The organism is Phytobacter palmae (genome assembly GCF_039409775.1).
Classification (GTDB): domain Bacteria; phylum Pseudomonadota; class Gammaproteobacteria; order Enterobacterales; family Enterobacteriaceae; genus Phytobacter; species Phytobacter palmae.
The window spans coordinates 160,885-187,262 of record NZ_JBCIVJ010000004.1 but is presented as its reverse complement, the minus strand read 5'-3'; the positions used below and the strand labels follow the sequence as shown (position 1 = coordinate 187,262).

The window sequence follows — 26,378 nt, the reverse complement described above, 5'->3', positions numbered from 1 at the left end:
GAGAATCGCCCCGGGACAGCCGCCGCGAATCAAGATTGTGTTGCAGTTAAAAGCCAGCCGTCAGGTGAAAAAAGGAAAACCACAGCCCGGTGCAAAACGAATAAGAAAGACAGACGCATCAGCGGATAAAAGGAGCATCTATGGAATGGGGCGGCGCGGGATGTATGGATGCTGCTTTGGCAGGTGGAGAAATAGCTGCACATATAGCTCGCGGGTAAAACGCCCGGCGACGTGCCGGGCGCCAGGAGGCATTACTGACGAGTGCCGGCTTTCATCGCCCGCACAAACGCGCCAAGCTCTTCGAGCATCGCGGCAGGTTTATCCACGTTCTTCTCAATAATCTTAACGATAGCCGAACCTGAAATCGCCCCGGCAGCACCGGCGTCAATTGCCGCAGTTACCTGATCCGGTGCGGAGATGCCAAACCCCTGTAATGGCGGCGCGGCATTGTACTCGGTCAGTTTTTCGACCAGGTGGTGGAGCGGCAGCGCGGCACGGTTTTCAGCCCCGGTTACCCCGGCGCGGGAGAGCAGGTAGGTATAGCCGCGACCGTGCGAGGCAATTTGCCGTAACAGATCGTCATCGGCATTCGGCGGACAGATGAAAATCGGCGCGACATTATGACGCAGCGCGGCCTGGCGGAACGGTGCAGACTCCTCTACCGGCACGTCGGCAACCAGTACAGAGTCGACACCCGCTTTCTCGCACTGGGCATAGAACTCATCGATACCGCGGCTAAAGACGAGGTTGGCGTACATCAGCAGGCCGATAGGGATCGTCGGGTGTTTCTGGCGAATCGCGGACAGCATTTCAAAACACTGGCCCGGCGTTACGCCTGCGGCAAAGGCACGCAGCGTTGCGTTTTGAATGGTCGGGCCGTCTGCCAGTGGGTCGGAAAACGGAATCCCTAATTCCAGCGCATCCGCACCAGCTTCAATCAGGGTATCGATGATTTTCAGCGATTGTTCTGGTGACGGGTCGCCCAGCGTGACAAAGGGAACAAATGCGCCTTCCTTGCGTTCCTTCAACTGCTTAAAAAGTGTCTCGTAGCGTTCCATCAGATTTCCCCTCGCGCTTTCAAAATATCGTGTACGGTGAAGATGTCTTTATCTCCACGGCCAGACAGGTTAACCACCAGCAACTGCTCTTTTTCCGGGTTTTCACGCATCATTTTCAGCGCATGGGCCAGGGCGTGGGAGGACTCCAGCGCCGGAATAATCCCTTCGTGGCGGCACAGCGTCTTAAAGGCCTCAAGCGCTTCGTCATCGGTGATGGAGACATAATCCGCACGACCGGTGCTGTTCAGATAAGCGTGCTGCGGGCCAACTGACGGGAAATCCAGACCCGCAGAGATAGAATAGGATTCCTCGATCTGGCCTTCATCGGTCTGCATCATTGGGGATTTCATGCCGAAATAGATCCCCACGCGGCCATGTTTAAGCGGTGCGCCGTGTTCGCCGGTCTCGATGCCGTGTCCGGCAGGTTCGACCCCGATAAGGCCGACGCTGGTCTCTTCAATGAAATCGGCAAACATGCCGATCGCATTCGAACCGCCGCCCACGCAGGCGATGACGGCATCCGGCAGGCGGCCCTCTTTTTCGAGGATCTGCACTTTAGTTTCTTCACCGATCATCCGCTGGAATTCGCGCACAATGGTCGGGAAGGGGTGTGGACCTGCGGCAGTACCGAGCATGTAGTGTGCGGTATCGTAGCTGCCAGACCAGTCGCGTAGCGCTTCGTTACAGGCATCTTTCAGAGTGGCGGAGCCGCTATGCACCGGGATCACTTCTGCGCCCATTAAACGCATGCGGAAAACGTTCGGTGACTGCCGCTCAACATCTTTCGCACCCATGTAAATGCGGCATTTCAGTCCGAGCAGGGCGCTGGCAAGCGCCGATGCAACACCGTGCTGACCAGCACCCGTCTCGGCGATGATTTCAGTTTTACCCATCCGCTTCGCCAGCAGTGCCTGACCCAGCACCTGGTTGGTCTTATGCGCGCCGCCGTGCAGCAGATCTTCACGCTTAAGGTAGAGGGTGGTGTTGGTTCCCGCAGTAATGTTCTGGCATTTGGTGAGCGCGGTCGGGCGACCGGCATAGTTTTTCAGTAAATCGGTGAACTGTGCCTGAAATTCAGGATCTTTTTGCGCGCTGACAAAGGCTTCTTCCAGCTGACGCAGTGCAGGCATCAGAATTTGCGGCACATACATGCCGCCAAACTCACCAAAATACGGATTTAATAATGTCGTCATGGTTTTTCTTCCTTAATAAGCGCGTAAAGTTCGGAATACCGAGGCCACTTTATCGGCGTCTTTTTTCCCGGGTTCAGACTCTACGCCTGAATTAAAATCGAGTCCGGCACAGCCGGTTTTGGCTGCTTCCACGCAGTTATCTGCGCCAAGTCCGCCCGCGAGCAGTACGTTGTCCAGCGCTTGTCCAGACAGCAGGTTCCAGTCAAAACGCTTACCGCTGCCGCCCTGGCCGTTATCAAAAACATACTTATCAACGTGGTTCAGATTGCGAGCAGGAAGGGTATCGCCCACACTCAGCGCCTTCCAGATTTGCACGCTGTCCGGCAGCTGCTTACGCAGCGTGTCGATATAGTGCTGGTCTTCACTGCCGTGTAACTGTACGGCGACTAACCCCAGTTGCTCCACGTTTGCCGACACGGTTTCGACAGGGGCATTACGGAATACCCCCACATACTGGAGCGGCGCGCCTGCCATCACTGCGCGGGCCTGTGCGACGTCGACGGCACGCGGGGAAGAGGCAACGAAGATCAGGCCGCCGTAAATCGCCCCCGCTTCATGAGCAACCCGGGCATCCTGCGGACGCGTCAGGCCGCAGACTTTATTCTCGCCAAGCAAAACGCGTTTAACGGCGGCGTCCAGATCGTCATGAGACATAAGCGCGGAACCAATAAGGAAACCATTGACGAAATGGCTCAGTTCACGTACCTGGGCATAGGTATTAATGCCCGATTCGCTGATGACCGTTACCCCAGCGCCAAGGCGCGGTGCTAACTGACGAGTACGGTTCAGATCAATGGACAGATCGCGCAGGTCGCGGTTATTGATACCGACCACTTTTGCCCCGAGCGCGATAGCGCGTTCCAGCTCTTCTTCGTTGCTGACTTCGGTCAGTACGCCCATGTTCAGGCTGTGAGCTACGGCAGAAAGCTGGCGGTATTGCTCATCATCCAGTACCGAGAGCATTAACAGGCAGGCATCGGCCTGGTAAAAACGCGCCAGGTAAATCTGGTAAGGGTCAATAATAAAATCCTTGCACAGAATCGGCTGATGCGCGATGCCGCTCACGACAGGGAGAAAATCAAAACTGCCCTGGAAATATTTCTCGTCAGTCAGCACAGAGATCGCCGACGCATGATGCCTGTATACCCCGGCGATACGCGCCGGGTCGAAATCATTGCGAATCACCCCTTTGGACGGGGAGGCTTTTTTGCATTCTAGGATAAACGCGGTGCGCGTACCCTGCAGGGCGTCGTAGAAGCGACGGGTGCTCGGCACCACGTCGTTCTGAAAACTGGCCAGCGGCTGCTGCTCCTTGCGGGCGGCTACCCAAATCGCCTTATCCTCGACGATTTTTGCTAATACGGTTTGCATTCTTTACCCTCTTGCCGCAAGTGCGGTGACTTTGTCATAGGCGGCGCCGCTGTGCAGCACCTGCATAACTTTCTGCGCGTTAGCTTGCAAATCTTCTTCACCATGTAAACGCATCAACATGGCGACATTTGCAGCGACGGCGGCCTCATGGGCGGCTTCACCTTTACCTTGTAGTAAGCGTGTCAGAATGTCACGGTTTTCTTCCGGTGTGCCGCCTGCCAGTTGCTCCTGATGATAGGGCGTCAGACCGAAATCGGCAGCGGTAAGCTGGTAGCTTTTGATCTCGCCATCGCGCAATTCGGCCACTACCGTCGGGGCATGGAGAGAAACTTCATCCATTCCACCGCTGTGCACAACGGCCGCACGCTGATAGCCCAGAACGCGCAGGGTTTCAGCAATGGGTAACACCAGTTCCGGGCTGTAAACGCCGATCAACGCCAGCGGCGGGTGCGCCGGGTTAATGAGTGGACCCAGAACGTTAAATAAGGTGCGCGTTTTGAGCTGCTGGCGCACCGGCATCGCGTGGCGGAACCCGGTGTGGTACTTCGGTGCAAATAAGAAACAGACACCCAGTTCATCCAGCGCACTGCGGGATTTATCAGCATTCATATCCAGATTAATGCCAAAGGCTGCCAGTAAATCGGACGAGCCGGAACGGCTGGAGACGCTGCGGTTACCGTGTTTTGCGACTTTCAGACCGCAGGCCGCCGCCACAAAAGCACTGGCGGTTGAAATATTAATACTGTTGCTGCCGTCGCCACCGGTGCCCACGATATCAGCAAACGGATAGTCCGGACGTGGGAATGGTGCGGCATTTTCCAGTAACGCCGTGGCCGCCCCGGCGATTTCATTCGGGTGTTCGCCACGCACTTTCATACTGACCAGCGCTGCGGCCAGTTGTTCAGGTTTCAGTTCGCCACGCACCACAGCAGAGAAGAGCTGGTGGCTTTCCTGCTGGCTCAGGGTTTGCGCCTGATAGAGTTTTTCCAGCACCGGTTGCAGCGTATTGGTCTGCTCAAGTTTCTGCAGCGCCCAGGCCAGTGTTTGTTCCAGCAAACGGGCTCCCTGAGAGGTCAGAATGGATTCCGGATGGAACTGAAATCCACAGACGCGATCCGCATCGTGACGCACTGCCATCACCATGCCGTTAAAGTGCGCATTAATGGTTAACCCTGCCGGAATATTGCTGCCGACCAGTGAATGGTAGCGTGCCACTGGCAGCGGGTTCGCCAGCCCGGCAAACATTGCCTGACCGTCATGTTCAATGCTGGAGGCTTTGCCGTGCAAAATTTCTCCCGCCTGACCGACATAGCCGCCATAGGCTTCCACTATTGCCTGATGCCCCAGGCAGATGCCGATAATCGGCAATTTGCCGCGCATGCGCGTCAGCAATTCTGGCATGCAACCCGCTTCTGACGGTGCCCCCGGTCCTGGCGAGAGCATCAGCACCGGGTTTTTCATCGTCGCCAGGCGGTCAATCAGGGTTTGTGCCGGCACATGGTTACGGTAAATCACCACGTTGTGCCCGCTGGCGCGCAACTGATCGGCAAGGTTATAGGTAAATGAGTCGATATTATCGAGCAGCAGAATGTCAGCCATCAGAAAATCTCCTGAGCGTTATGCGCTTTAGCAATGGCGCGCAGAACCGCGCGGGCTTTATTACGTGTTTCATCGGCTTCGGACTGCGGTACTGAATCCAGTACTACGCCAGCACCTGCCTGAACGGTGGCAATACCGTCTTCCACCCAGGCGGAACGAATCACAATGCAGGTATCCAGGTCGCCATGGGCGGTGAAGTAGCCTACCGCACCGCCATAACTGCCACGACGGGAGCCTTCCGCATCCGCAATAAGTTGCATAGCGCGTACTTTCGGCGCTCCGCTGAGCGTACCCATGTTCATACAGGCGCGATAGGCGTGCAGCACATCCAGATCGTGACGCAGTTCGCCCACCACACGGGACACCAGGTGCATAACGAAGGAGTAGCGATCGACTTTGGTCAGATCCGCCACGTAGCGGCTGCCTGGTGTACAAATTCGCGCCAGATCGTTACGCGCGAGATCAACCAGCATCAGATGCTCGGAAAGCTCTTTATGGTCGGTACGCATTTCGAGTTCAATACGGCTGTCCAGGTCACGATCCAGAGAACCGTCGGCGCGACGGCCGCGTGGGCGAGTTCCTGCGATCGGGTAGATTTCAATCTGGCGTGACGTGGCGTCATATTTGAGCGAGCTTTCCGGCGATGCGCCAAACAGGGCGAACTCGTTATCCTGCATGAAGAACATATACGGGCTTGGGTTGCTCTTTTTCAGCACCTCATATGCGGCCAGCGGTGACGGGCACGGCAGGGTGAATCGGCGGGACGGAACGACCTGGAAAATCTCACCGGCGCGAATCGCTTTTTGCATCCGGCGCACCACCGCACCGTACTCTTCGTCGCTCTGATTACATTCACAGCGCATATTGCTGACGGATTCAACCGGCAATGGCGCAGGTGGCAAGTTTAATTCTTGATGCAGTGTTTCAATACGCTGAGTCAGGCGCGCTTTTTCATCGGCATCGGCGGAAAAAAGGCTGACCTGAATGCGGGTGTGACGTTTCTGATGGTCGATCACCAGTAAGGTTTCTGCCAGATAAAAGCAGTAGTCCGGACAGCGACGGTCATGGCTCAGTGCGGGTAAATTTTCAAACCCGGCCACCAGATCGTAGGCAAACAGGCCGCCGAAGAACATCGCTTCGCGCTCATCAGCCGGGACAGTGACCAGCCCCTGTAACAGACGGAAGGCATCGAAAACAGAGAGTGAACACAGGCGCGCATCTTCATCGAGCAGGTTGCTGACAGGCGGGAAACGTAATACGCGGGAATCGGTCTGGATGGTGTTCTCAACGCCTGCGGGAAGCGCGGCATCCAGCAGCGGCAGCAGGGACGCACCGTTTGGGGTCAGTGCCTCGATTGTGACAGTGTCACCTAAAGCGGTAATACGCAGCGCGCTATCCACCAGTAGCAGGCTCTTTAAATCGTTTTTGCTGTCGATATCGGCAGATTCCAGCAACAACGTTGCCGGGCGCGCACCACACAGTTGATGGAATAACGCGGTCGGGTTCTCCCGGTACAGCGCGTTGCTGGTGAGCAATTCGAGTGTCGGTTTTTGCGTTTGCATAGTTGCTCTCATAAATATGTTCAAAAAAAAGCCCGCTCATTTGGCGGGCCGGGTATCGGTGTGCTGAATATGCACGTGAAACACTGCCCAACGTCAGGGAGTGCGCCACCAGCGGTTTACGGAAAAATGCATATTCATCAGGGATACCTCGTGGAGTGAACTTGCGTACTAGTTAACTGGTTCGCGCGAGGAAAGTCAACCCTCGATTTCAGAAAATCGCCGTAGAACGTTATGATAGGGCACAGTTATTGTTTTATCGGCCACGGGAGCCGCTTTTGAGCGACACGAATTACGCGATTATTTATGACCTGCACAGCCACACTATTGCCTCCGATGGCGTCCTGACTCCACAAGAACTGGTCCACCGCGCGGTTGCGATGCGTGTGGGGACCCTGGCGATTACCGATCACGATACAACAGCCGCAATTCCCCCAGCGCGTGAAGAAATTGAACGCGCCGGACTGGCACTTACATTGATTACGGGTGTGGAGATTTCCACCGTCTGGGAAAATCACGAGATCCACATCGTGGGCCTGAATATTGATATTGAAAACCCGGCGTTATGTTCATTTTTACAGGATCAGCATGAGCGGCGCCAGCAGCGCGGCAGACTCATTGCCGAACGACTGGAAAAGGCTAATATTCCGGGGGCATGGGAAGGCGCGCAGCGACTGGCGCAGGGCGCGGCCGTCACGCGCGGCCATTTTGCCCGCTTTCTGGTGGAGTGCGGTAAAGCTTCCAATATGGCGGATGTCTTCAAAAGATATCTTGCGCGAGGGAAAACCGGATATGTTCCACCACAGTGGTGTACAATAGAACAAGCTATTGAAGTGATTCATCATTCTGGCGGAACAGCAGTCCTGGCCCATCCGGGGCGGTATGATCTCTCCGCTAAATGGTTGAAAAGGCTGCTGGCGCATTTTGCCCAGGGCGGCGGAGAGGCGATGGAAGTTGCCCAATGCCAGCAGGCTCCCAATGAACGTCAACAACTCGCCGGGTATGCCCGCCAGTTCGGTTTACTGGCCTCGCAGGGATCGGATTTCCATCAGCCATGTCCATGGATTGAGCTGGGGCGCAAACTGTGGTTACCGGCCAATGTGGAGGGCGTCTGGAGCAAGTGGGAGCAGCCGCAAAACAGTGAAGAGAGGGAAGTATGAGTCAGTTTTTTTATATTCATCCGGATAATCCGCAGCCGCGCCTGATTACCCAGGCCGTTGAGATTGTCCGTAAAGGTGGAGTAATTGTTTACCCTACCGATTCCGGTTATGCCTTAGGCTGTAAAATTGAAGACAAAGGGGCGATGGAGCGTATTTGCCGTATCCGTCAGTTGCCGGATGGTCACAACTTTACCCTGATGTGCCGCGACTTGTCTGAGCTGTCGACCTACGCTTTCGTCGATAATGTGGCTTTTCGTCTGATTAAAAACAACACCCCAGGCAACTACACGTTTATCCTGAAAGGAACGAAAGAGGTTCCGCGTCGCCTGTTGCAGGAAAAACGTAAAACCATCGGCCTGCGTGTTCCGGCGAATCCGATTGCGCTGGCATTACTCGATACCCTTGGCGAGCCGATGCTCTCTACCTCGTTAATGCTTCCTGGCAGCGAATTTACCGAATCCGATCCTGATGAAATTAAAGACCGTCTGGAAAAGCTGGTGGATTTGATTATCCATGGCGGTTATCTGGGGCAGCAACCGACAACGGTGGTTGATCTTACGGATGATTCCCCGGTCGTTATCCGTGAAGGCGTTGGCGACGTTAAACCTTTCCTATAATGAAGCAAGCCGCTATACTACGCGGCCATTTCACAGGCGCCGCAGTGGCCTGATGACCCTATTCGACGCCTGTGAAGGCGACACCCGAGGAAGCTCTATGAGCGAAAAATTACAGAAAGTGCTGGCGCGAGCTGGCCACGGTTCCCGCCGTGAGATTGAAACCATCATCGAAGCAGGCAGAGTGAGCGTAGACGGCAAAATTGCCACGCTTGGCGACCGTGTTGAAGTTACCCAGGCGCTGAAAATTCGCATCGACGGGCATCTTATTTCGGTGAAAGAGTCCGCTGAACAAATCTGTCGCGTACTGGCGTATTACAAACCAGAAGGCGAGTTGTGTACGCGTAACGATCCGGAAGGCCGTCCGACCGTTTTTGACCGTCTGCCAAAACTGCGTGGCGCACGCTGGATTGCGGTTGGTCGCCTTGACGTTAACACCTGTGGTCTGTTGCTGTTTACAACCGATGGTGAACTGGCGAATCGCCTGATGCATCCAAGCCGTGAAGTAGAACGTGAATACGCGGTGCGTGTATTCGGCCAGATTGAAGAGGCAAAAGTGCGCGAACTGTCACGTGGCGTACAGCTCGAAGATGGCCCGGCAGCGTTCAAAACCATCAAGTTCAGCGGTGGTGAAGGGATTAACCAGTGGTATAACGTAACCCTGACAGAAGGGCGTAACCGCGAGGTACGTCGCCTGTGGGAAGCGGTTGGCGTACAGGTTAGTCGCCTTATTCGTGTGCGCTACGGTGACATTCCACTGCCGAAAGGGTTGCCGCGCGGTGGTTATACTGAGCTGGATCTGGCCCAAACCAACTACCTGCGTGAGCTGGTAGGGCTGCCGCCGGAAACGGCATCAAAAGTGGCAGTCGAAAAAGATCGTCGTCGTATGAAAGCCAATCAGATTCGTCGTGCGGTGAAACGTCACAGTCAGGTGTCCGGTAATCGTCAGGCGTCCGGCAACCGTCGTTCCGGTGGTCGTAACAACAACGGCTAATCCTCTGACGTTTCCGGTTAGTTCCCCCGGAAACGTCTTCTCTTTTCCCGCGTGAGCTAATTTCCGCTGTATGTCAGAAAAGACTGTGCGTGGCGAAAGACTGTGACAGTGTCACGCTGGAAGATTGATGACTCGGTGGATAAATCACAGCCAGGCTGCAGCTCATCGCCTGGCTGCAGCCAGTGATGTCTTAATAATCGATACCGATCTGAGCTTTCACGCCGGCTTCGAAAGCATGTTTTACCGGACGTAATTCACTGACCGTATCGGCAATCTCCAGAATATCACGATGGCAGCCGCGTCCGGTGATGATAACTGTCTGGTTTTTTGGGCGATTTTCCAGCGCATCAAGCACGGTTTCCAGTGGCAGGTAATCGTAAGCCACCATATAGGTCAATTCGTCGAGTACCACCATATCCAGCGATTCGTCCGCCAGCATACGCTGTGCATGTGCCCATACCTCAAGGCAGGCGGCAGTGTCGCTTTCGCGGTTTTGTGTGTCCCAGGTAAACCCGGTTGCCATCACCTGAAATTCGACCCCGTGCGGTTCCAGCAAATTGCGCTCACCGTTAGGCCAGGTGCCTTTAATAAACTGAATTGCGCCGACTTTCTTTCCGTGGCCTACGGCACGTGCAGCCGTGCCAAATGCGGCAGTGGTTTTCCCTTTACCGTTGCCGGTAAAAACGATAATGATGCCTCGTTCTTCCTGTGCTGCCGCCACGCGTGCATCGACTCTTTCTTTGACCCGCTGCTGACGTTGCTGGTAACGTTCTTCACTCATTGTGATATCCCCGGTTTTCGCCCTGGCTGTGCATCAAAGCTCATGCCTGTTTTGCGGCGACTGTCATCGCCCATCAGCCATAAATAGAGCGGCATAATATCGGCTGGTGTTTTTAATTTCTGCGGATCTTCGCTCGGGAATGCGCTGGCGCGCATCTGCGTCCGGGTACCACCCGGATTGATACAGTTGACCCGTAATCGGTTTTGGTACTCCTCAGCCAGTACCTGCATCATACCTTCGGTGGCAAATTTCGACGCGGCATACGCACCCCAGTTTGCGCGCCCCTGGCGGCCAACGCTTGAGGATGTGAACACCAGTGAGCCGCTTTCCGCGTTGAGTAATAAAGGAAGGAGCGCTTGGGTCAAATAGAAGGTGGCGTTGACGTTAACCTGCATAACGTTATCCCAGACCGCAGGCTGCTGTTCGCTCATTGGGCACACATCACCCAGCACGCCGGCGTTGTGCAGTACGCCGTCCAGTCGGGGATAGAGTTCAGCAATCCTGTCGGCGAGATGTTGGCAATCTGCTGGCGTACAGATAGCCATATCCAGCGTGAAGAGGCTGGCGGCCTGGCCGCCCTCTGATGCTATCTGTGCGGCAACCGACTGCAGTTTGTCTTCGCTACGCCCAAGCAAGATGACGCGTGCGCCGTAGCGGGCATAGGTTAGCGCCGCCTCTTTACCGATGCCGTTACTGGCGCCGGTGACCAGAATAATGTGGTTTCGCAACAGGTCGCGTTGTGGCTGGTAATGCACGCTAACTCCTTGGTCTCAACCCGTTTTTAAATCGTGTTGGCTTTATGCCTGAAACAGAAAGCGATTTCAATCAGTCTGGCAGAGAGTCTCGCGTGAGCCGACATAATGTATAGCGGAATGTGCTGAAACTGGTCGACTGATTGTCAGAAAGGGGGGCAATGCGAGACGTGCCAGAAAGGCTCATGTACACTGGATGCGATCGTTAAGTGGCTGAACCAAGGTGGAATGCGTGGAATTACTGTCTGAATATGGTTTGTTTTTGGCTAAAATTGCGACTGTTGTGGTCGCGATTGCGGTAGTCGCAATTCTTATTGTTAATCTGACACAGCGCAAACGTCAGCGGGGGGAATTACACATTACCCGCATGAGTGAACAATATAAGGAAATGCAGGAAGAGGTAGCCGTGGCCTTGCTGGACAACCACCAGCAGAAACTGTGGCATAAAGCCCAAAAGAAAAAAGCCAGACAGGACGCGAAAGCGGCCAAAGCAAAAGCAAAGTCCGGGGATACGGCCCTGGTTGATAAACCACGCGCCTGGGTACTGGACTTCAAAGGCAGCATGGATGCCCATGAAGTTGGCGCCCTGCGCGAAGAGGTCACCGCAGTGTTGACGCTGGTGAAGCCAGAAGATCAGGTTGTCGTCCGTCTGGAAAGTCCTGGCGGTGTTGTTCATGGCTACGGGCTGGCGGCATCTCAGTTACAACGTCTGCGCGACAAGCAGATTCCGCTGACTGTCGCGGTCGATAAAGTCGCCGCCAGCGGTGGTTACATGATGGCCTGTGTGGCAGACAAAATTGTTGCAGCACCCTTTTCTATTATTGGCTCGATTGGCGTTGTGGCGCAGATCCCTAACTTTAACCGCTTTCTGAAAAGCAAAGAGATTGATATCGAACTGCATACTGCCGGGCAGTTCAAACGTACGCTGACGCTGCTGGGTGAAAACACCGAAGAGGGGCGGCAGAAATTCCGCGAAAGCCTCAATGAAACGCATGACCTGTTTAAAGGTTTTGTTCATCAGATGCGCCCGCAACTGGACATCGAAGAGGTGGCGACCGGCGAGCACTGGTATGGCTCACAGGCGCTGGAAAAAGGGCTGGTCGACGCGGTAGGTACCAGCGACGAGTTGTTGCTGGGGCTGTTTGAGAGCCATGAGGTGATCGGCTTACGCTATCAGCAGCGCAAAAAACTCATTGATCGTCTGACTGGAAGTGCCGCGGAGAGTGCAGACCGACTGCTGATGCGCTGGTGGCAGCGCGGACAAAAACCGCTGATGTAAACGCAAGTACAAATAAAAAAGCGAGGCTGCGGCCTCGCTTTTTTATTTAATCGATCAGATGGTATTTTTCAGACAGTTCATGCGCCAGATATTTAAACATATTAAATACCGCGGTGCTTTTCCCGGTCGGCAGACCTTGTTCATCCAGAAAATACTCTCCGCTGAATACCAGCACCCCGTTGCGCTGGCTTACGCCGGTGGCTTCAATACCGGACAGCGTGTCTTCGTGATCGCGAATGAGTTGGTTTGCCAGCTCAAGCAGAGACTGACGATCGATAGGTTGCTTATTCGGCTCCATTTCGCCCCTCCTTAAAAATTTAACAAGTTTACGCCCCACAAGGCCCAGGGGCAAATTTTCCCTGCGCTGGCAAGGGGTTTACCGTTACGGTAGTGCTGGCGCGATTCGATTTTGCATGCTAATAAAGTTGCGTAACAAATTTTATCAGGTACAGTGTGACCCTTTCGTCAATCTGGCAACAGATTTGCTTGACATTCGACCATAAAATCGTCGTGCTGTATCGCAGACTAGCGAAAAAACCTGTTAACTCAATCATCTGCTAGCGATTACTTTCGCTTATGGTCAAGAAAAGGGTTGATATCCATTGTCGCCACCGCAATATCATTGGCTCGTCGCCAGCGGAAGGTGAATCAATGTGCGACGTATTCCTGGAAGAATTTTATTAGGTAAAGGTGAATATGGGTAAAGCTCTCGTCATCGTTGAGTCCCCGGCAAAAGCCAAAACGATCAATAAGTATCTGGGTAATGACTACGTGGTGAAATCCAGCGTAGGCCATATCCGCGATTTGCCGACCAGTGGCTCAGCACCTAAAAAGAGCGCTGACTCTGCCTCCACCAAAACGGCTAAGAAGCCTAAAAAGGATGAACGCGGCGCTCTCGTCAATCGCATGGGCATTGACCCATGGCACAACTGGGATGCGCACTATGAAGTGCTGCCCGGAAAAGAGAAGGTGGTTTCTGAGCTTAAATCGCTCGCTGAAAAAGCCGACCATATCTACCTCGCAACCGACCTTGACCGCGAAGGGGAAGCCATTGCATGGCACCTGCGGGAAGTGATTGGCGGCGATGAAACGCGCTATAGCCGCGTGGTATTTAACGAAATTACCAAAAATGCGATTCGTCAGGCGTTCGAAAAGCCGGGCGAGCTGAATATTGACCGTGTGAATGCTCAACAGGCGCGGCGCTTTATGGACCGTGTAGTGGGTTACATGGTCTCTCCGCTGTTGTGGAAGAAGATAGCCCGTGGCCTGTCTGCCGGCCGGGTACAGTCGGTGGCGGTGCGTCTGGTGGTTGAGCGTGAACGCGAAATTAAAGCCTTCGTTCCGGAAGAGTACTGGGAAGTCGATGCCAATGCCGCAACGCCCGGTGGCGATTCTCTGCCGCTCCAGGTGACGCACGAAGGGGATAAACCTTTCCGTCCGGTTAACCGCGAACAAACCATGGCGGCCGTTAGCCTGCTTGAAAAAGCCCGCTATACAGTGCTTGAGCGGGAAGATAAGCCGACCAGCAGCAAACCGGGCGCACCATTTATTACGTCTACATTGCAGCAGGCGGCGAGTACCCGTCTGGGCTTTGGCGTGAAGAAAACCATGATGATGGCCCAGCGTTTGTACGAAGCGGGTTATATCACCTATATGCGTACTGACTCTACTAACCTGAGTCAGGATGCGGTCAGCATGGTGCGCACCTTTATTGGTGAAAAATACGGCAAAAAATACCTGCCGGAAAGCGCCAACCAGTACGCCAGCAAAGAGAACTCTCAGGAAGCGCACGAAGCGATTCGCCCCTCCGATGTTGGTGTTGAGGCTGACGCCCTTAAAGATATGGAAACTGATGCGCAGAAACTGTATCAGCTGATCTGGCGCCAGTTTGTCGCTTGTCAGATGACGCCGGCGCAATACGACTCCACCACCATAACCGTGGGCGCGGGTGATTATCGCCTGAAAGCGCGCGGGCGCATTTTGCGGTTCGATGGCTGGACGAAAGTCATGCCTGCACTGCGTAAAGGCGATGAAGACCGTACGCTGCCTGCGGTTAACACAGGTGATGTACTTTCGCTTATCGACCTGACACCTGCTCAGCACTTCACGAAACCGCCTGCACGCTTTAGTGAAGCGTCACTGGTTAAAGAGCTGGAAAAACGTGGCATTGGCCGTCCGTCGACGTATGCGTCGATCATTTCGACCATTCAGGACCGTGGCTATGTGCGCGTGGAAAACCGTCGTTTTTATGCGGAAAAAATGGGTGAAATTGTTACCGACCGTCTGGAAGAGAATTTCCGTGAGTTGATGAATTACGATTTCACCGCCCAGATGGAAGACCGTCTCGACCAGGTGGCAAACCACGAAGCGGAATGGAAGAAAGTACTGGACAGTTTCTTCGGTGATTTCTCCCGTCAGCTTGACCAGGCGGAAAGAGATCCGGATGAAGGTGGGATGCGCCCGAATCAGATGGTGCTTACCAGTATTGATTGCCCGACATGCGGTCGTAAGATGGGGATCCGTACTGCCAGTACCGGTGTGTTCCTCGGTTGCTCCGGCTATGCACTTTCGCCCAAAGAGCGCTGCAAAACTACTATTAACCTGGTGCCGGAAAACGAAGTACTGAACGTGCTGGAAGGCGACGATGCAGAAACCAATGCATTGCGCGCCAAACGCCGTTGCACTAAGTGCGGTACGGCGATGGACAGCTACCTTATTGATCCGAAACGTAAACTGCACGTTTGCGGTAATAACCCGACCTGTGACGGTTATGAAATCGAAGAGGGCGAGTTCCGCATCAAAGGTTATGACGGTCCGGTGGTGGAGTGTGAAAAATGTGGTTCTGAAATGCACCTTAAAATGGGGCGTTTTGGCAAGTACATGGCCTGCACCAACGACGACTGCAAAAATACACGTAAAATCCTGCGTAATGGCGAAGTCGCGCCACCGAAAGAAGATCCGGTTCCGTTGCCGGAACTGCCGTGCGAAAAATCGGACGCCTATTTCGTTCTGCGTGACGGTGCTGCCGGGGTTTTCCTTGCGGCTAACACTTTCCCGAAATCACGCGAAACGCGTGCGCCGTTAGTGGAAGAGCTATATCGCTTCCGCGATCGTTTGCCGGAAAAACTGCGTTATCTGGCAGATGCACCGCAGCAGGATCCGGAAGGGAATAAGACCATCGTCCGTTTTAGCCGTAAAACAAAGCAGCAGTATGTTGCGTCGGAAAAAGACGGCAAAGCGACTAACTGGTCGGCGTTTTACGTTGATGGAAAATGGGCGGAAGCCAAAAAATAATGCTGTAAGATTAACAGCTTAAATTGAGGGCCGGATATCCGGCCCTTTTTTTATAACACAGTTATTATTTTTTGTTCGAATCTATACATAGAAGATATAAATGTTATAGTGGTTATAGTTAAATCTTTTTTTATTATGAAATCGTCTTAAGCGATTGCCCGTTTGCGCGAATTTGGATGGTCTTTCATGAAATTACAGCAGCTTCGCTATATCGTTGAAGTGGTTAACCATAACCTCAACGTCTCCTCAACTGCAGAAGGTCTCTATACCTCCCAGCCAGGCATCAGCAAGCAAGTTCGCATGCTGGAAGATGAGCTGGGGATCCAGATCTTTGCCCGCAGCGGTAAGCACCTCACGCAGGTAACGCCAGCCGGTCAGGAAATCATCCGTATTGCCCGTGAAGTTCTCTCTAAAGTTGATGCTATTAAATCCGTAGCGGGAGAACACACATGGCCGGATAAAGGCTCGCTCTATGTTGCGACCACTCACACGCAGGCGCGTTATGCGTTGCCCAACGTGATAAAAGGATTTATCGAGCGTTACCCCAGGGTGTCGTTGCATATGCATCAGGGATCCCCAACGCAGATTGCTGAGGCTGTCTCTAAAGGTAATGCGGATTTTGCTATCGCCACCGAAGCACTGCATCTCTACGACGACCTGGTGATGCTTCCGTGCTATCACTGGAATCGCTCGATTGTAGTTACCCCCGATCATCCGCTGGCGGGTAAGCAGTCGGTGTCGATTGAGGAGCTGGCGCAATATCCGCTAGTCACTTACACCTTTGGTTTTACCGGACGCTCTGAACTGGATACAGCGTTTAACCGGGCGGGGCTGTCGCCGCGAATTGTCTTTACGGCGACCGATGCTGACGTTATCAAAACCTATGTGCGCCTGGGGCTTGGTGTGGGAGTCATCGCCAGCATGGCTGTCGACCCGATATCCGACCCGGATCTGGTGAAACTGGATGCGCAGGAGATTTTCAGCCACAGTACGACCAAGATAGGATTTCGTCGCAGCACGTTTTTGCGCAGCTATATGTATGATTTCATTCAGCGCTTTGCGCCACACCTGACGCGTGATGTGGTTGATGCCGCCGTGGCGTTACGCTCGAACGAAGATATTGAAGCGATGTTTAAGGATATTAAACTTCCGGAAAAATAATCGTTAGCGGGGTAGCCTTTTATTGTAAAAGGAGCCCCTTAATCTTCCCTAAGTCGAATTATTGTTAGCATTCTCTTATTTTCAACTCATACTTTTGCCTGATTGTTTTTCCCTCCTGTTTCATAATCTGTCGCAAATTTGCGACAAACATAGAAACTAAATTGCCCCTGCGCAAATTTTTTACTTCAATAATTTATTTGCGGTCAAAAGATTAAATATTCTTTGAACAGGTTGCGTAAATTCACTAGCTTTTCGACTAAAGTTTCTTTAGGATTTATCTCATCCATGATTAATTGTACCGATTGTTGGTGCCTGAAATGATAAGTGATGTCGATTGTACGAGGTTAGCAATGCCATCAGGAAGCGAAGAACCGCAAAGGGACCCGCAGCTTAAGCGTAAAGCGTGGCTGGCGGTATTTCTGGGTTCTGCCGTCTTTTGGGTCGTGGTAGCGTTAATTATCTGGAAATTCTGGGGTTAAAATGGCTGTAACAGGTCGCTCTGAGCCAGTGAAGCAAGTGTGTCATCCGCATGACAAACCACAAGCAGCGAAACCGCAAGCTTCAACTACTGTACCGGCGTCCTGGAAATTGACGCCACAACAACAAGCGTTTATTGACGCCTTCGCGCAAGACGAAGTGTCAAAACAATAATTGTTATCATTAGAAGCTGCGGGGAATTATCCCGTCTCTCTGATGTGTACTTGTGTACTGTTAAATAAATACACCACAGCAATAATTAATTGCGTCTCAACGCAGGTTTATGAATACATTCTCTGGTGTGTATATGATGAATAATCGCCGTTCTGTAAAATACTGGTCATGGATGAGCGCGTTTTCTTTTTCCCTGCTGTTTTGGGGTGAGCTCATCCGGATATGGTTGTTCTAATCAGTGAAAACCTCGCTCAGGCGAGGTTTTTTGCTTTTACTCTCCGGCACTTGCCCGCCTGACGTCAGCATTTATCCTTTTGGGTTGTTATAAAAACGTTACGACATGTTTGTGTTATCTTTAATACAGACCCTGATAAACATCAGGGTTTCGCTATCCCTGTTATTAAGGAGGAGCTTATGTCGTCGACCCTACGCGAAGCCAGTAAGGACACGTTGCAGGCAGAGAATAAAACGTATCACTACTACAGCTTGCCGCTGGCCGCAAAGGAACTTGGGGATATTGCGCGTCTACCCAAGTCGCTAAAAGTATTACTCGAAAATCTCCTGCGCTGGCAGGATGACGATTCTGTCACCGAAGAAGATATCCGTGCTCTTGCTGGATGGCTGAAAACAGCCCATGCCGATCGTGAAATCGCTTACCGTCCCGCCCGCGTTTTGATGCAAGACTTTACCGGCGTTCCTGCCGTGGTCGATCTTGCCGCCATGCGTGAAGCGGTTAAACGCCTCGGTGGCGATACCGCTAAAGTGAATCCGCTTTCCCCGGTTGACCTCGTTATTGACCACTCTGTCACCGTCGATCATTTTGGTGATGATGACGCTTTCGAAGAGAACGTTCGTCTTGAAATGGAACGTAATCACGAACGCTATGTTTTTCTGCGCTGGGGACAGCAGGCATTCAGCCGTTTTAGTGTCGTACCGCCGGGTACCGGGATTTGCCACCAGGTCAATCTGGAATATCTGGGCAAAGCGGTATGGAGTGAATTACAGGACAAAGAGTGGGTGGCGTATCCGGACACGCTCGTGGGTACCGATTCACACACAACGATGATTAACGGTCTCGGCGTGCTGGGATGGGGCGTCGGGGGGATTGAAGCGGAAGCGGCTATGCTTGGCCAGCCCGTCTCCATGTTGATTCCTGATGTAGTGGGATTCAAACTGAGCGGTAAATTACGCGAAGGGATCACGGCAACGGACCTCGTTTTGACCGTCACCCAGATGCTGCGTAAGCACGGCGTAGTGGGTAAATTCGTTGAGTTTTACGGTGATGGCCTGGACTCGCTTCCTCTGGCTGACCGGGCGACGATCGCCAATATGGCGCCGGAGTATGGCGCAACCTGCGGCTTTTTCCCTATAGATGGCGTAACACTTGAGTACATGCGTCTTAGCGGGCGCAGTGAAGAACAAGTTAGCCTGGTTGAGGCTTATGCCAAAGCGCAGGGGATGTGGCGTAACCCGGGCGACGAGCCCGTTTTTACCAGTACGCTTGAACTGAATATGAACGATGTTGAAGCCAGCCTGGCAGGGCCTAAACGGCCACAAGACCGCGTGGCCCTGGGTGATGTGCCGAAAGCTTTTGCTGCCAGCACTGAACTTGAACTCAACACCGCCCAGAAGGACCGCAAGCCAGTGGAGTACGTGTTTAAAGGTGAAAAACATGAACTTCCTGATGGCGCGGTAGTGATATCGGCGATTACCTCCTGTACTAACACTTCGAACCCCAGTGTTCTGATGGCCGCGGGTTTGCTGGCAAAAAATGCGGTGAAGGCCGGGTTAAAACGCCAGCCATGGGTGAAAGCCTCACTGGCGCCGGGATCTAAAGTGGTTTCTGATTACCTCGCTCAGGCGAAATTAACGCCCTATCTTGATGAGCTGGGATTCAACCTGGTAGGGTACGGCTGTACTACCTGTATCGGTAATTCGGGGCCACTACCAGAACCTATTGAGCAGGCCATCAGGCAGGGGGATCTCACGGTTGGCGCGGTGCTTTCTGGTAACCGCAACTTCGAAGGGCGCATCCATCCTCTGGTGAAAACCAACTGGCTGGCATCACCGCCGCTGGTGGTGGCCTACGCGCTGGCGGGTAATATGAACATCAATCTGGCCACGGATCCGCTGGGGCACGATCGTAAAGGCGATCCGGTCTATCTGAAAGATATCTGGCCATCCAGCCAGGACATCGCCCGCGCCGTCGAGCAAGTCTCCACCGAGATGTTCCGCAAAGAATATGCGGAAGTTTTCGAAGGGACAGCGGAATGGAAGGCGATTCAGGTCGAAAGCTCGGACACCTACGACTGGCAGAATGATTCAACCTATATTCGGTTGTCCCCGTTCTTTGAGGATATGGAAGCCATTCCGAAACCCGTTGAGGATATTCACGGTGCGCGCATTCTGGCTATGCTCGGAGACTCTGTAACCACCGACCATATCTCGCCGGCGGGGAGCATCAAAGCCGATAGCCCCGCAGGTCGTTATCTGCAAAGTCACGGTGTCGAGCGTCGGGATTTCAACTCTTATGGCTCGCGTCGTGGTAACCATGAAGTCATGATGCGCGGAACCTTTGCTAATATTCGCATTCGTAACGAAATGGTTCCCGGAGTGGAAGGGGGAATGACCCGTTATTTACCGGGAGAAGAAGTGGTTGCTATCTATGATGCAGCGATGCGTTACCAGAAGCAGGGTACGCCGCTTGCGGTCATTGCCGGTAAAGAGTACGGTTCGGGTTCCAGTCGAGACTGGGCGGCAAAAGGGCCACGCCTGTTGGGTGTACGGGTAGTGATTGCGGAGTCTTTCGAACGTATCCACCGCTCAAATCTGATCGGGATGGGCATCTTACCGCTGGAGTTTCCGCAAGGTACAACGCGAAAAACGCTGGGACTTAGCGGGGAAGAGAAACTGGATATCGCCGGGCTCAATCAGCTTAAACCCGGTGCGAACATTCCGGTGACGTTAACCCGTGCAGATGGTACGCAAGAGACGGTGAATTGTCGCTGCCGTATCGATACCTCTACAGAGCTGACCTACTACCAGAATGACGGGATCCTGCACTATGTGATCCGCAACATGTTGCATTAAACGGTAGTGATGCCGGGTTGCTGTGTAACAGCTACCCGGCATATTCAATGCTACTCGCTCAGCAGGTGCCCCATTTTCGCGGCTTTGGTATCGAGATAGTGTGCATTTTTGGGATTACGCCCGACGATTAGCGGCACGCGTTCAACGATATTGATTCCGGCCTCGGTGAGGATCTCTACTTTTAGCGGGTTATTGGTCAACAGACGCACTTCATCCACGCCCAGCAGTTTGAACATATCGGCACACAGAGTGAAGTCGCGTTCGTCGGCGGCAAATCCTAACTGATGGTTTGCTTCAACGGTATCATAGCCCTGATCCTGCAACGCATAGGCGCGAATCTTATTGAGCAGTCCAATATTGCGACCTTCCTGGCGATGGTAGAGCAACACGCCACGGCCTTCCTCAGCAATGTGCGTTAATGCTGCTTCGAGCTGAAAACCGCAATCGCAGCGTAAGCTGAACAGCGCGTCGCCCGTCAGGCATTCCGAATGGACCCGCGCCAGAACCGGTAACTGCCCTGAAATATCCCCATAGACAAGTGCAACATGGTCCTGCCCGGTTGCCAGTTCTTCAAAACCCACCATCAGGAAATCGCCCCATGGGGTTGGCAGTTTGGCTTCTGCCACGCGTTTAAGCTGCATGTGATTCTCCAGATTTATGCTGGCCGTCAGACGATTGGCCTTTTGTATCACTTCATTTTGCCACAACGCGCTTTACATCACTAACCACCTCCTGACGCATTGCTGTTAAAACGCACAAATCTGGCACTTTTCCCGAAAATGTTATTTATCAGTTATGCTTGTGAAGCCTCAGTTTAAAGGAGAAGAGATGTTTTCTATTGCAAAGCGCACGACAGTCGGTGCGGGAATACTGTTAATAATGCCTGTCGCCGTATGGATTTCTGGCTGGCGCTGGCAGCCGGGTGAAAGCAGTATTTGGCTGCGTACAATGTACTGGATGACGGAGACCGTGACTCAGCCCTGGGGCATTATCACCCATGTGATTCTCTGCGGCTGGTTTCTGTGGTGCCTGCGTTTTCGATTAAAAGCGGCGCTCGTGCTGTTTGCTATTCTGGGCTGCGCGATACTTGCTGGCCAGGGCGTTAAATCTTGGGTGAAAGAGCGGGTGCAGGAACCACGACCATTTGTGGTCTGGCTTGAAAAAACACATAATATTCAGTCCGATGAATTTTACAGCCTAAAACGCAAAGCGCGTAGCCAACTGGTGGAAACACAACTCATCAACCAGACGGACGTTCCAGCGTTTTTGCGTAAACACTGGCAAAACGAAACGGGGTTTGCATTCCCGTCAGGGCATACCATGTTTGCCGCCAGTTGGGCGCTTCTGGGTGTCGGTTTGCTTTGGCCACGTCGTCGCACCTGGACAATTGTTGTGTTGCTGGTGTGGGCAACAAGTGTAATGGGAAGCCGATTAGTGCTTGGCATGCACTGGCCTCGTGACCTGGTTGTGGCGACGCTCATCTCCTGGATGCTGGTGACGATCGCTACCTGGCTTGCGCAACGTCTGTGTGGGCCATTAACACCCCCCGTCGAAGAGAAGCAGGAAATTGCTGAAAGGGAGCAGGAAAGTTGAAATTCTGCGTTCAGCCCCTAAATCAGTATGAGGTGTTACGCATTTCCATTTCGCGCCAGGCGCTAAAATGGTAGTTTATAAGGCTGGATGCGATCAGTTGAACATAACTTACTCGCTCATAACCACATAACGGGAAGTAATGTGAAATATTTACTCATTTTCTTATTGGTGCTGGCGATTTTTGTCGTTTCGGTCACGCTTGGTGCACAAAACGATCAGCAGGTGACCTTCAATTATCTGCTCGCCCAGGGCGAATATCGCATTTCGACATTACTGGCCGTCCTTTTTGCCGCTGGTTTTGTAATTGGCTGGCTGATCTGCGGCCTGTTCTGGTTGCGCGTACGCGTTTCTCTCGCGCGTGCGGAGCGGAAAATTAAACGTCTTGAGCACCAACTCGCGCCTGCTACCACGGCTGCTGTGGACCCCGGTACGCCGGTAGTAAAGGAATAATCATATATGTTGGAGTTGTTGTTTCTGCTGTTACCTGTTGCGGCTGCATACGGCTGGTATATGGGGCGCAGAAATGCTCAGCAAACTAAGCAGGATGAGGCAAACCGGCTTTCACGTGATTACGTAGCCGGGATGAACCTGCTTCTGAGCAACCAACAAGACAAGGCGGTGGACCTGTTCCTCGATATGCTCAAAGAGGATACCGGCACTGTCGAAGCCCATCTCACCCTCGGAAACCTGTTCCGTTCCCGCGGCGAAGTTGATCGCGCGATCCGAATTCACCAGACCCTGATGGAGAGCGCGTCGCTCTCCTATGACCAGCGATTGCTTGCCGTACAGCAACTGGGCCGTGATTATATGGCCGCGGGGATGTATGACCGTGCGGAAGATATGTTCAATCAACTCGTTGATGAGACTGATTTTCGCATCAGCGCGCTCCAGCAGCTATTACAGATATATCAGGCTACCAGCGACTGGCAGAAAGCCATTGATGTTGCGGAGCGGCTGGTGAAGCTGGGTAAAGATAAACAGCGAGGCGAAATTGCCCATTTCTACTGTGAACTGGCGTTACAGCAAATGGGTAATGACGATATGGACAAGGCGATGGCATTGCTGAAAAAAGGTGCTGCCGCCGACCGCGATAGCCCGCGCGTGTCGATCATGACGGGTCGCGTGTTTATGGCGAAAGGGGAATACAGCAAAGCAGTAGAGAGCCTTCTGCGCGTCATCGATCAGGATAAAGAACTGGTCAGCGAAACGCTGGAAATGTTGCAGGTGTGCTATCAGCATCTGGGTAAAATGGATGAATGGGCCGCATTTCTCCAGCGCTGTGTCGAAGAGAACACGGGGGCTACTGCGGAATTGATGCTGGCGGAAATCATGGAGAATCGCGAAGGGCAGGATCCTGCGCAGATGTACATCACTCGCCAATTGCAGCGCCACCCAACAATGCGCGTTTTCCACAAATTAATGGATTACCATCTGAACGAAGCAGAGGAAGGGCGCGCAAAAGAGAGCCTGATGGTGCTGCGAGATATGGTGGGTGAGCAAATTCGCAGTAAGCCGCGTTATCGCTGCCATAAATGTGGGTTTACTGCTTTTACGATGTACTGGCATTGTCCGTCATGCCGCGCCTGGTCCACCGTTAAGCCTATCCGTGGTCTCGACGGGCAGTAGTTTAAAAAAAAGCCTACTTTAGTTACAACATACTAATGAATATTTTAACTTCGCACACCTTAGCCCGGCACTCGCATCGCCTGGCAGGAGGTGAATAGAACCTGTCAATTCCGCGCGAGCGCAGGTAGAATGCTCGCCGTTTATTATTCGCGCCTGAGCGGGTGCCCTCATCAAAGAAGGTCTCATCATGACGTCCACTGCTTCATCTATTTCCCGCGCGTTAACGTCTTCTCCGGTTGTGGTTGCGCTTGACTACGATAACCGTGATAAGGCTCTGGCCTTTGTCGACCGCATCGATCCCCGTGATTGCAGGCTGAAAGTCGGCAAAGAGATGTTCACGTTGTTTGGTCCGCAACTGGTTCGTGACCTGCAACAACGCGGTTTTGACGTGTTCCTGGACTTAAAATTTCATGACATCCCGAACACGGCAGCGCATGCAGTAAAAGCAGCAGCAGATTTAGGCGTGTGGATGGTGAACGTACATGCTTCTGGCGGCGCACGTATGATGACTGCTGCTAAAGAGGCGCTGGTTCCTTTCGGTAATGATGCACCGCTTCTTATCGCGGTCACGGTACTTACCAGTATGGAAGCCAGTGATCTGCAAGGTTTGGGTATCAACGCTAGCCCTGCCGACTACGCCGAACGTCTGGCGGGCCTCACACAGCAATGTGGTCTGGATGGCGTCGTCTGCTCTGCACAAGAGGCGGTTCGATTTAAAGCGGCTTTTGGTCAACAATTCAGGCTGGTGACGCCAGGCATTCGTCCGCAGGGTAGTGAGGTGGGCGATCAACGGCGTATTATGACCCCGGAGCAGGCGCTGGCAGCGGGTGTGGACTATATGGTGATTGGGCGCCCGGTGACGCAGTCTGCTGATCCCGCACAGACCCTGCGCGATATTAACGCCTCTCTTGGCCTGGAGGTATGATGAGCGATAACAATAGCCGTCTGGTTTATTCCACCGAAACCGGGCGCATCAATGAACAAAAAGCCCCCGCTGAGCGCCCAAAAGGAGACGGTGTTGTGCGCATACAGCGTCAGACCAGTGGACGCAAAGGGAAGGGTGTATGCCTTATCACAGGCGTTGACGGTGATGATGCCGTGCTTGCGGCCCTGGCGGCAGAACTTAAAAAGAAATGTGGCTGTGGCGGCTCAGTAAAAGATGGCGTCATTGAAATTCAGGGCGATAAGCGCGATTTGCTTAAATCGTTACTGGAAGCGAAAGGTATGAAAGTTAAACTGGCAGGTGGGTAAAATTACTGTCAAAGAAAAGCCGCGACAGGAATCGCGGCTTTTTTTACTGCGTATTCAGACCTGAAAGAAAGTATCTTTTATTCTGTTTTAGATGCCGTGAAGAAATAAATTATTTACCAACCTGGTGACCGATGATACCACCAACCGCCGCGCCACCCAGTGTACCCAGCGTGCTACCATCAGTTAAGACAGCACCACCCAAAGCACCCGCGCCGGCACCGATTGCTGTATTACGATCGCGTTTAGACCAGTGACCGCATGCACTCAGAGACATTGCCAGGGTTACAGCCAGCAGAGCGGCTGCCATTTTTTTGCTCGTTAACATCATCATACTTTCTCCTGAATAGTTGATTCACGGAAAGTGTTCTCTTTAAGTATAGTGCCTGTAGCCCGTCCTAAAGACTTTCCGCAAAACCTTGTGGCGCAGGTGTTACTAAATTCACGCGTGTGATAGTCACGTCCTGTTATATCGCTGAATATAATTTTACGTCTGAACATGTTTACCGGCAGGGTAAATAGTCTTAATTGGTGAGTCAGAATAGTCTCAGATATGAAGGAGATAGCCCGGCTGAGCGGGCTGTTTCTCTTAAAGCAAAGGGGTTGTGTTGACGATATCAACAATAAGACCAGATTCCTGTAACTGGCGCTGAGCATCAGCGGGAATGCCGGTGTCAGTGATCACTCGGTTAAAGCGACTGCCTACGCCCAGCGTGTAGGGATGTACTGCGCCAAATTTTGAACTATCAGTCAGCACAATGGCTTCATTGCCTTTTTCCAGGACGGCGTTGACGACGTCAGAACGCATCATATCTCTACCGGTAAAACCGGTGTCAGGTAGCCATCCATCAATGCCAATAAATGCCTTGCTGAAATGCATTTGCTGAACATATTGCCGGGTGAGGGGGCCGACAACGCTTTCACTTTTCTTCTGATAAATGCCGCCCAGCAGGATAACGTCGCACAGGGCATCTTTAAGCAAGTGCGCAATATAGCTACTGACGGTAATGATGGTGATGCCTGATTGCTCGCCCAGGCGACGGGCCAGCAGCGCGTTACAGCTACCGTTTTCGATGAAAACCGTTTCGCCGTCATTTACCAGCGACGCGGCGTAGTCTGCAAGTTCACGCTTCACGGTGTAGTTATTCATCATACGCGTTTCGACGTCATCGCTATCCAGCGGAACGGCAAAACCATGCGTACGACGCAGGTAACTCTGTTTTTCAAGGGTATTGAGGTCCTGTCGGATGGTTACTTCGGAAACCCCTGTCATTTTTGACAGATCCGAAACGCTCATACGCCCCTTATCAATTACCGTTTGCAATATTAGTTGTTGTCGGGAATTCATAGCCACT

At 52.9% G+C, this 26,378-nt stretch carries 26 protein-coding genes and 1 other annotated feature; of the genes, 15 read left to right on the top strand and 11 right to left on the bottom strand.

Features of this window, described 5'->3' with window-relative positions:
- Positions 1 to 251: 251 nt before the first annotated feature.
- The 5 genes from trpA to AAIG39_RS07515 are packed head-to-tail and all read right to left on the bottom strand — an operon-like array spanning position 252 to position 6,783.
- Complete coding sequence (gene trpA / locus AAIG39_RS07535; protein WP_090084624.1) at positions 252 to 1,058, bottom strand: tryptophan synthase subunit alpha; 807 nt, start codon at positions 1,056 to 1,058, stop codon at positions 252 to 254.
- On the bottom strand, positions 1,058 to 2,251 hold the full coding sequence (trpB, locus tag AAIG39_RS07530; RefSeq protein WP_079497527.1) for a tryptophan synthase subunit beta: 1,194 nt from the start codon (positions 2,249 to 2,251) through the stop codon (positions 1,058 to 1,060). The genes trpA and trpB overlap by 1 nt, the downstream gene beginning before the upstream one ends.
- 12 nt (positions 2,252 to 2,263) lie before the next feature.
- On the bottom strand, positions 2,264 to 3,622 hold the full coding sequence (gene trpCF / locus AAIG39_RS07525; RefSeq protein ID WP_343193546.1) for a bifunctional indole-3-glycerol-phosphate synthase TrpC/phosphoribosylanthranilate isomerase TrpF: 1,359 nt from the start codon (positions 3,620 to 3,622) through the stop codon (positions 2,264 to 2,266).
- A gap of 3 nt (positions 3,623 to 3,625) precedes the next feature.
- Positions 3,626 to 5,221, bottom strand: a complete 1,596-nt coding sequence (gene trpD / locus AAIG39_RS07520) for a bifunctional anthranilate synthase glutamate amidotransferase component TrpG/anthranilate phosphoribosyltransferase TrpD (protein ID WP_249568877.1) — start codon at positions 5,219 to 5,221, stop codon at positions 3,626 to 3,628.
- The gene (locus AAIG39_RS07515) at positions 5,221 to 6,783 is read right to left on the bottom strand and encodes an anthranilate synthase component 1 (RefSeq protein WP_343193545.1); all 1,563 of its coding nucleotides are present in this window, start codon (positions 6,781 to 6,783) and stop codon (positions 5,221 to 5,223) included. Before AAIG39_RS07515 ends, trpD begins: the two co-directional genes overlap by 1 nt.
- A gap of 22 nt (positions 6,784 to 6,805) precedes the next feature.
- Positions 6,806 to 6,900: a sequence feature (Trp leader region), on the bottom strand.
- 158 nt (positions 6,901 to 7,058) lie between these two features.
- Here AAIG39_RS07515 and rnm point away from each other — a divergent pair.
- The 3 genes from rnm to rluB all read left to right on the top strand — a co-directional run bounded on the left by rnm (position 7,059) and on the right by rluB (position 9,548).
- On the top strand, positions 7,059 to 7,940 hold the full coding sequence (gene rnm, locus AAIG39_RS07510) for an RNase RNM (protein ID WP_249568875.1): 882 nt from the start codon (positions 7,059 to 7,061) through the stop codon (positions 7,938 to 7,940).
- Positions 7,937 to 8,557 (top strand): L-threonylcarbamoyladenylate synthase, encoded by a 621-nt coding sequence (locus tag AAIG39_RS07505; RefSeq protein WP_090084617.1) that lies wholly within the window; start codon positions 7,937 to 7,939, stop codon positions 8,555 to 8,557. The genes rnm and AAIG39_RS07505 overlap by 4 nt, the downstream gene beginning before the upstream one ends.
- Before the next feature lie 97 nt (positions 8,558 to 8,654).
- Positions 8,655 to 9,548 (top strand): 23S rRNA pseudouridine(2605) synthase RluB, encoded by an 894-nt coding sequence (gene rluB / locus AAIG39_RS07500; RefSeq protein WP_090084615.1) that lies wholly within the window; start codon positions 8,655 to 8,657, stop codon positions 9,546 to 9,548.
- 190 nt (positions 9,549 to 9,738) lie between these two features.
- On the opposite strand, the gene cobO is transcribed toward rluB, so the two are convergent.
- Positions 9,739 to 10,329 (bottom strand): cob(I)yrinic acid a,c-diamide adenosyltransferase, encoded by a 591-nt coding sequence (gene cobO / locus AAIG39_RS07495; protein WP_343193544.1) that lies wholly within the window; start codon positions 10,327 to 10,329, stop codon positions 9,739 to 9,741.
- A complete protein-coding gene (locus AAIG39_RS07490; RefSeq protein WP_249568873.1) occupies positions 10,326 to 11,084 on the bottom strand; it encodes a YciK family oxidoreductase in 759 nt (252 codons plus the stop codon). Before AAIG39_RS07490 ends, cobO begins: the two co-directional genes overlap by 4 nt.
- A 229-nt stretch (positions 11,085 to 11,313) precedes the next feature.
- Between AAIG39_RS07490 and sohB the strand changes: the two genes are divergently transcribed.
- Positions 11,314 to 12,360 (top strand): protease SohB, encoded by a 1,047-nt coding sequence (gene sohB, locus AAIG39_RS07485; protein ID WP_343193543.1) that lies wholly within the window; start codon positions 11,314 to 11,316, stop codon positions 12,358 to 12,360.
- Between the two features lie 46 nt (positions 12,361 to 12,406).
- Here the strand turns inward: sohB and AAIG39_RS07480 are convergent, their stop codons facing one another.
- Positions 12,407 to 12,658: a YciN family protein gene (locus AAIG39_RS07480; RefSeq protein ID WP_047370485.1), complete on the bottom strand. Its 252-nt coding sequence runs from the start codon at positions 12,656 to 12,658 to the stop codon at positions 12,407 to 12,409.
- Positions 12,659 to 13,056: 398 nt separating this feature from the next.
- Here AAIG39_RS07480 and topA point away from each other — a divergent pair, with 398 nt between their 5' ends.
- The 6 genes from topA (at position 13,057) to acnA (ending at position 20,556) form a co-directional block, all read left to right on the top strand.
- Positions 13,057 to 15,654: a type I DNA topoisomerase gene (gene topA, locus AAIG39_RS07475; protein ID WP_090084575.1), complete on the top strand. Its 2,598-nt coding sequence runs from the start codon at positions 13,057 to 13,059 to the stop codon at positions 15,652 to 15,654.
- A 186-nt stretch (positions 15,655 to 15,840) separates the two neighbouring features.
- Positions 15,841 to 16,815, top strand: a complete 975-nt coding sequence (gene cysB / locus AAIG39_RS07470) for an HTH-type transcriptional regulator CysB (RefSeq protein WP_090084574.1) — start codon at positions 15,841 to 15,843, stop codon at positions 16,813 to 16,815.
- Between the two features lie 317 nt (positions 16,816 to 17,132).
- Complete coding sequence (locus AAIG39_RS07465; RefSeq protein WP_075203587.1) at positions 17,133 to 17,294, top strand: YmiA family putative membrane protein; 162 nt, start codon at positions 17,133 to 17,135, stop codon at positions 17,292 to 17,294.
- Position 17,295: 1 nt separating this feature from the next.
- Positions 17,296 to 17,466: a hypothetical protein gene (locus AAIG39_RS07460; RefSeq protein WP_090084572.1), complete on the top strand. Its 171-nt coding sequence runs from the start codon at positions 17,296 to 17,298 to the stop codon at positions 17,464 to 17,466.
- Between the two features lie 136 nt (positions 17,467 to 17,602).
- Positions 17,603 to 17,701, top strand: a complete 99-nt coding sequence (gene ymiC / locus AAIG39_RS07455; protein WP_343193572.1) for a small membrane protein YmiC — start codon at positions 17,603 to 17,605, stop codon at positions 17,699 to 17,701.
- A 179-nt stretch (positions 17,702 to 17,880) separates the two neighbouring features.
- Positions 17,881 to 20,556 (top strand): aconitate hydratase AcnA, encoded by a 2,676-nt coding sequence (gene acnA, locus AAIG39_RS07450; protein ID WP_249568871.1) that lies wholly within the window; start codon positions 17,881 to 17,883, stop codon positions 20,554 to 20,556.
- Between the two features lie 50 nt (positions 20,557 to 20,606).
- On the opposite strand, the gene ribA is transcribed toward acnA, so the two are convergent.
- Positions 20,607 to 21,197, bottom strand: a complete 591-nt coding sequence (ribA, locus tag AAIG39_RS07445; protein ID WP_047370482.1) for a GTP cyclohydrolase II — start codon at positions 21,195 to 21,197, stop codon at positions 20,607 to 20,609.
- Positions 21,198 to 21,384: 187 nt separating this feature from the next.
- Between ribA and pgpB the strand changes: the two genes are divergently transcribed.
- The 5 genes from pgpB (at position 21,385) to yciH (ending at position 25,026) form a co-directional block, all read left to right on the top strand.
- Entirely contained in the window at positions 21,385 to 22,149 is a 765-nt protein-coding gene (pgpB, locus tag AAIG39_RS07440; RefSeq protein WP_343193542.1) for a phosphatidylglycerophosphatase B, read from the top strand.
- Positions 22,150 to 22,290: 141 nt separating this feature from the next.
- Positions 22,291 to 22,599, top strand: a complete 309-nt coding sequence (locus tag AAIG39_RS07435) for a LapA family protein (protein ID WP_090084567.1) — start codon at positions 22,291 to 22,293, stop codon at positions 22,597 to 22,599.
- A gap of 6 nt (positions 22,600 to 22,605) precedes the next feature.
- Positions 22,606 to 23,775, top strand: a complete 1,170-nt coding sequence (gene lapB / locus AAIG39_RS07430; RefSeq protein WP_090084566.1) for a lipopolysaccharide assembly protein LapB — start codon at positions 22,606 to 22,608, stop codon at positions 23,773 to 23,775.
- Between the two features lie 187 nt (positions 23,776 to 23,962).
- Positions 23,963 to 24,700 (top strand): orotidine-5'-phosphate decarboxylase, encoded by a 738-nt coding sequence (pyrF, locus tag AAIG39_RS07425; RefSeq protein ID WP_090084564.1) that lies wholly within the window; start codon positions 23,963 to 23,965, stop codon positions 24,698 to 24,700.
- Positions 24,700 to 25,026 carry a stress response translation initiation inhibitor YciH gene (gene yciH / locus AAIG39_RS07420; RefSeq protein WP_343193541.1) on the top strand — a complete coding sequence of 109 codons (327 nt, stop codon included), beginning with the start codon at positions 24,700 to 24,702 and terminating at the stop codon, positions 25,024 to 25,026. The genes pyrF and yciH overlap by 1 nt, the downstream gene beginning before the upstream one ends.
- Before the next feature lie 109 nt (positions 25,027 to 25,135).
- Here yciH and osmB read toward each other — a convergent pair whose 3' ends face one another.
- Together osmB and yciT are read right to left on the bottom strand one after the other, a co-directional pair.
- Positions 25,136 to 25,354, bottom strand: coding sequence for an osmotically-inducible lipoprotein OsmB (gene osmB, locus AAIG39_RS07415; protein WP_039076988.1), 219 nt, complete (start codon positions 25,352 to 25,354; stop codon positions 25,136 to 25,138).
- 258 nt (positions 25,355 to 25,612) lie between these two features.
- Positions 25,613 to 26,371 (bottom strand): DNA-binding transcriptional regulator YciT, encoded by a 759-nt coding sequence (gene yciT, locus AAIG39_RS07410; protein ID WP_343193540.1) that lies wholly within the window; start codon positions 26,369 to 26,371, stop codon positions 25,613 to 25,615.
- Positions 26,372 to 26,378 lie beyond the last annotated feature (7 nt).

Coding starts and splice junctions, on each gene's coding strand:
- trpA (WP_090084624.1), bottom strand. CDS start 1,058: ATGGAACGCTACGAGACACTTTTTAAGCAGTTGAAGGAACGCAAGGAA.
- trpB (WP_079497527.1), bottom strand. CDS start 2,251: ATGACGACATTATTAAATCCGTATTTTGGTGAGTTTGGCGGCATGTAT.
- trpCF (WP_343193546.1), bottom strand. CDS start 3,622: ATGCAAACCGTATTAGCAAAAATCGTCGAGGATAAGGCGATTTGGGTA.
- trpD (WP_249568877.1), bottom strand. CDS start 5,221: ATGGCTGACATTCTGCTGCTCGATAATATCGACTCATTTACCTATAAC.
- AAIG39_RS07515 (WP_343193545.1), bottom strand. CDS start 6,783: ATGCAAACGCAAAAACCGACACTCGAATTGCTCACCAGCAACGCGCTG.
- AAIG39_RS07505 (WP_090084617.1), top strand. CDS start 7,937: ATGAGTCAGTTTTTTTATATTCATCCGGATAATCCGCAGCCGCGCCTG.
- rluB (WP_090084615.1), top strand. CDS start 8,655: ATGAGCGAAAAATTACAGAAAGTGCTGGCGCGAGCTGGCCACGGTTCC.
- cobO (WP_343193544.1), bottom strand. CDS start 10,329: ATGAGTGAAGAACGTTACCAGCAACGTCAGCAGCGGGTCAAAGAAAGA.
- AAIG39_RS07480 (WP_047370485.1), bottom strand. CDS start 12,658: ATGGAGCCGAATAAGCAACCTATCGATCGTCAGTCTCTGCTTGAGCTG.
- topA (WP_090084575.1), top strand. CDS start 13,057: ATGGGTAAAGCTCTCGTCATCGTTGAGTCCCCGGCAAAAGCCAAAACG.
- cysB (WP_090084574.1), top strand. CDS start 15,841: ATGAAATTACAGCAGCTTCGCTATATCGTTGAAGTGGTTAACCATAAC.
- AAIG39_RS07465 (WP_075203587.1), top strand. CDS start 17,133: ATGATAAGTGATGTCGATTGTACGAGGTTAGCAATGCCATCAGGAAGC.
- AAIG39_RS07460 (WP_090084572.1), top strand. CDS start 17,296: ATGGCTGTAACAGGTCGCTCTGAGCCAGTGAAGCAAGTGTGTCATCCG.
- ymiC (WP_343193572.1), top strand. CDS start 17,603: ATGAATAATCGCCGTTCTGTAAAATACTGGTCATGGATGAGCGCGTTT.
- acnA (WP_249568871.1), top strand. CDS start 17,881: ATGTCGTCGACCCTACGCGAAGCCAGTAAGGACACGTTGCAGGCAGAG.
- ribA (WP_047370482.1), bottom strand. CDS start 21,197: ATGCAGCTTAAACGCGTGGCAGAAGCCAAACTGCCAACCCCATGGGGC.
- pgpB (WP_343193542.1), top strand. CDS start 21,385: ATGTTTTCTATTGCAAAGCGCACGACAGTCGGTGCGGGAATACTGTTA.
- lapB (WP_090084566.1), top strand. CDS start 22,606: ATGTTGGAGTTGTTGTTTCTGCTGTTACCTGTTGCGGCTGCATACGGC.
- pyrF (WP_090084564.1), top strand. CDS start 23,963: ATGACGTCCACTGCTTCATCTATTTCCCGCGCGTTAACGTCTTCTCCG.
- yciH (WP_343193541.1), top strand. CDS start 24,700: ATGAGCGATAACAATAGCCGTCTGGTTTATTCCACCGAAACCGGGCGC.
- osmB (WP_039076988.1), bottom strand. CDS start 25,354: ATGATGTTAACGAGCAAAAAAATGGCAGCCGCTCTGCTGGCTGTAACC.
- yciT (WP_343193540.1), bottom strand. CDS start 26,371: ATGAATTCCCGACAACAACTAATATTGCAAACGGTAATTGATAAGGGG.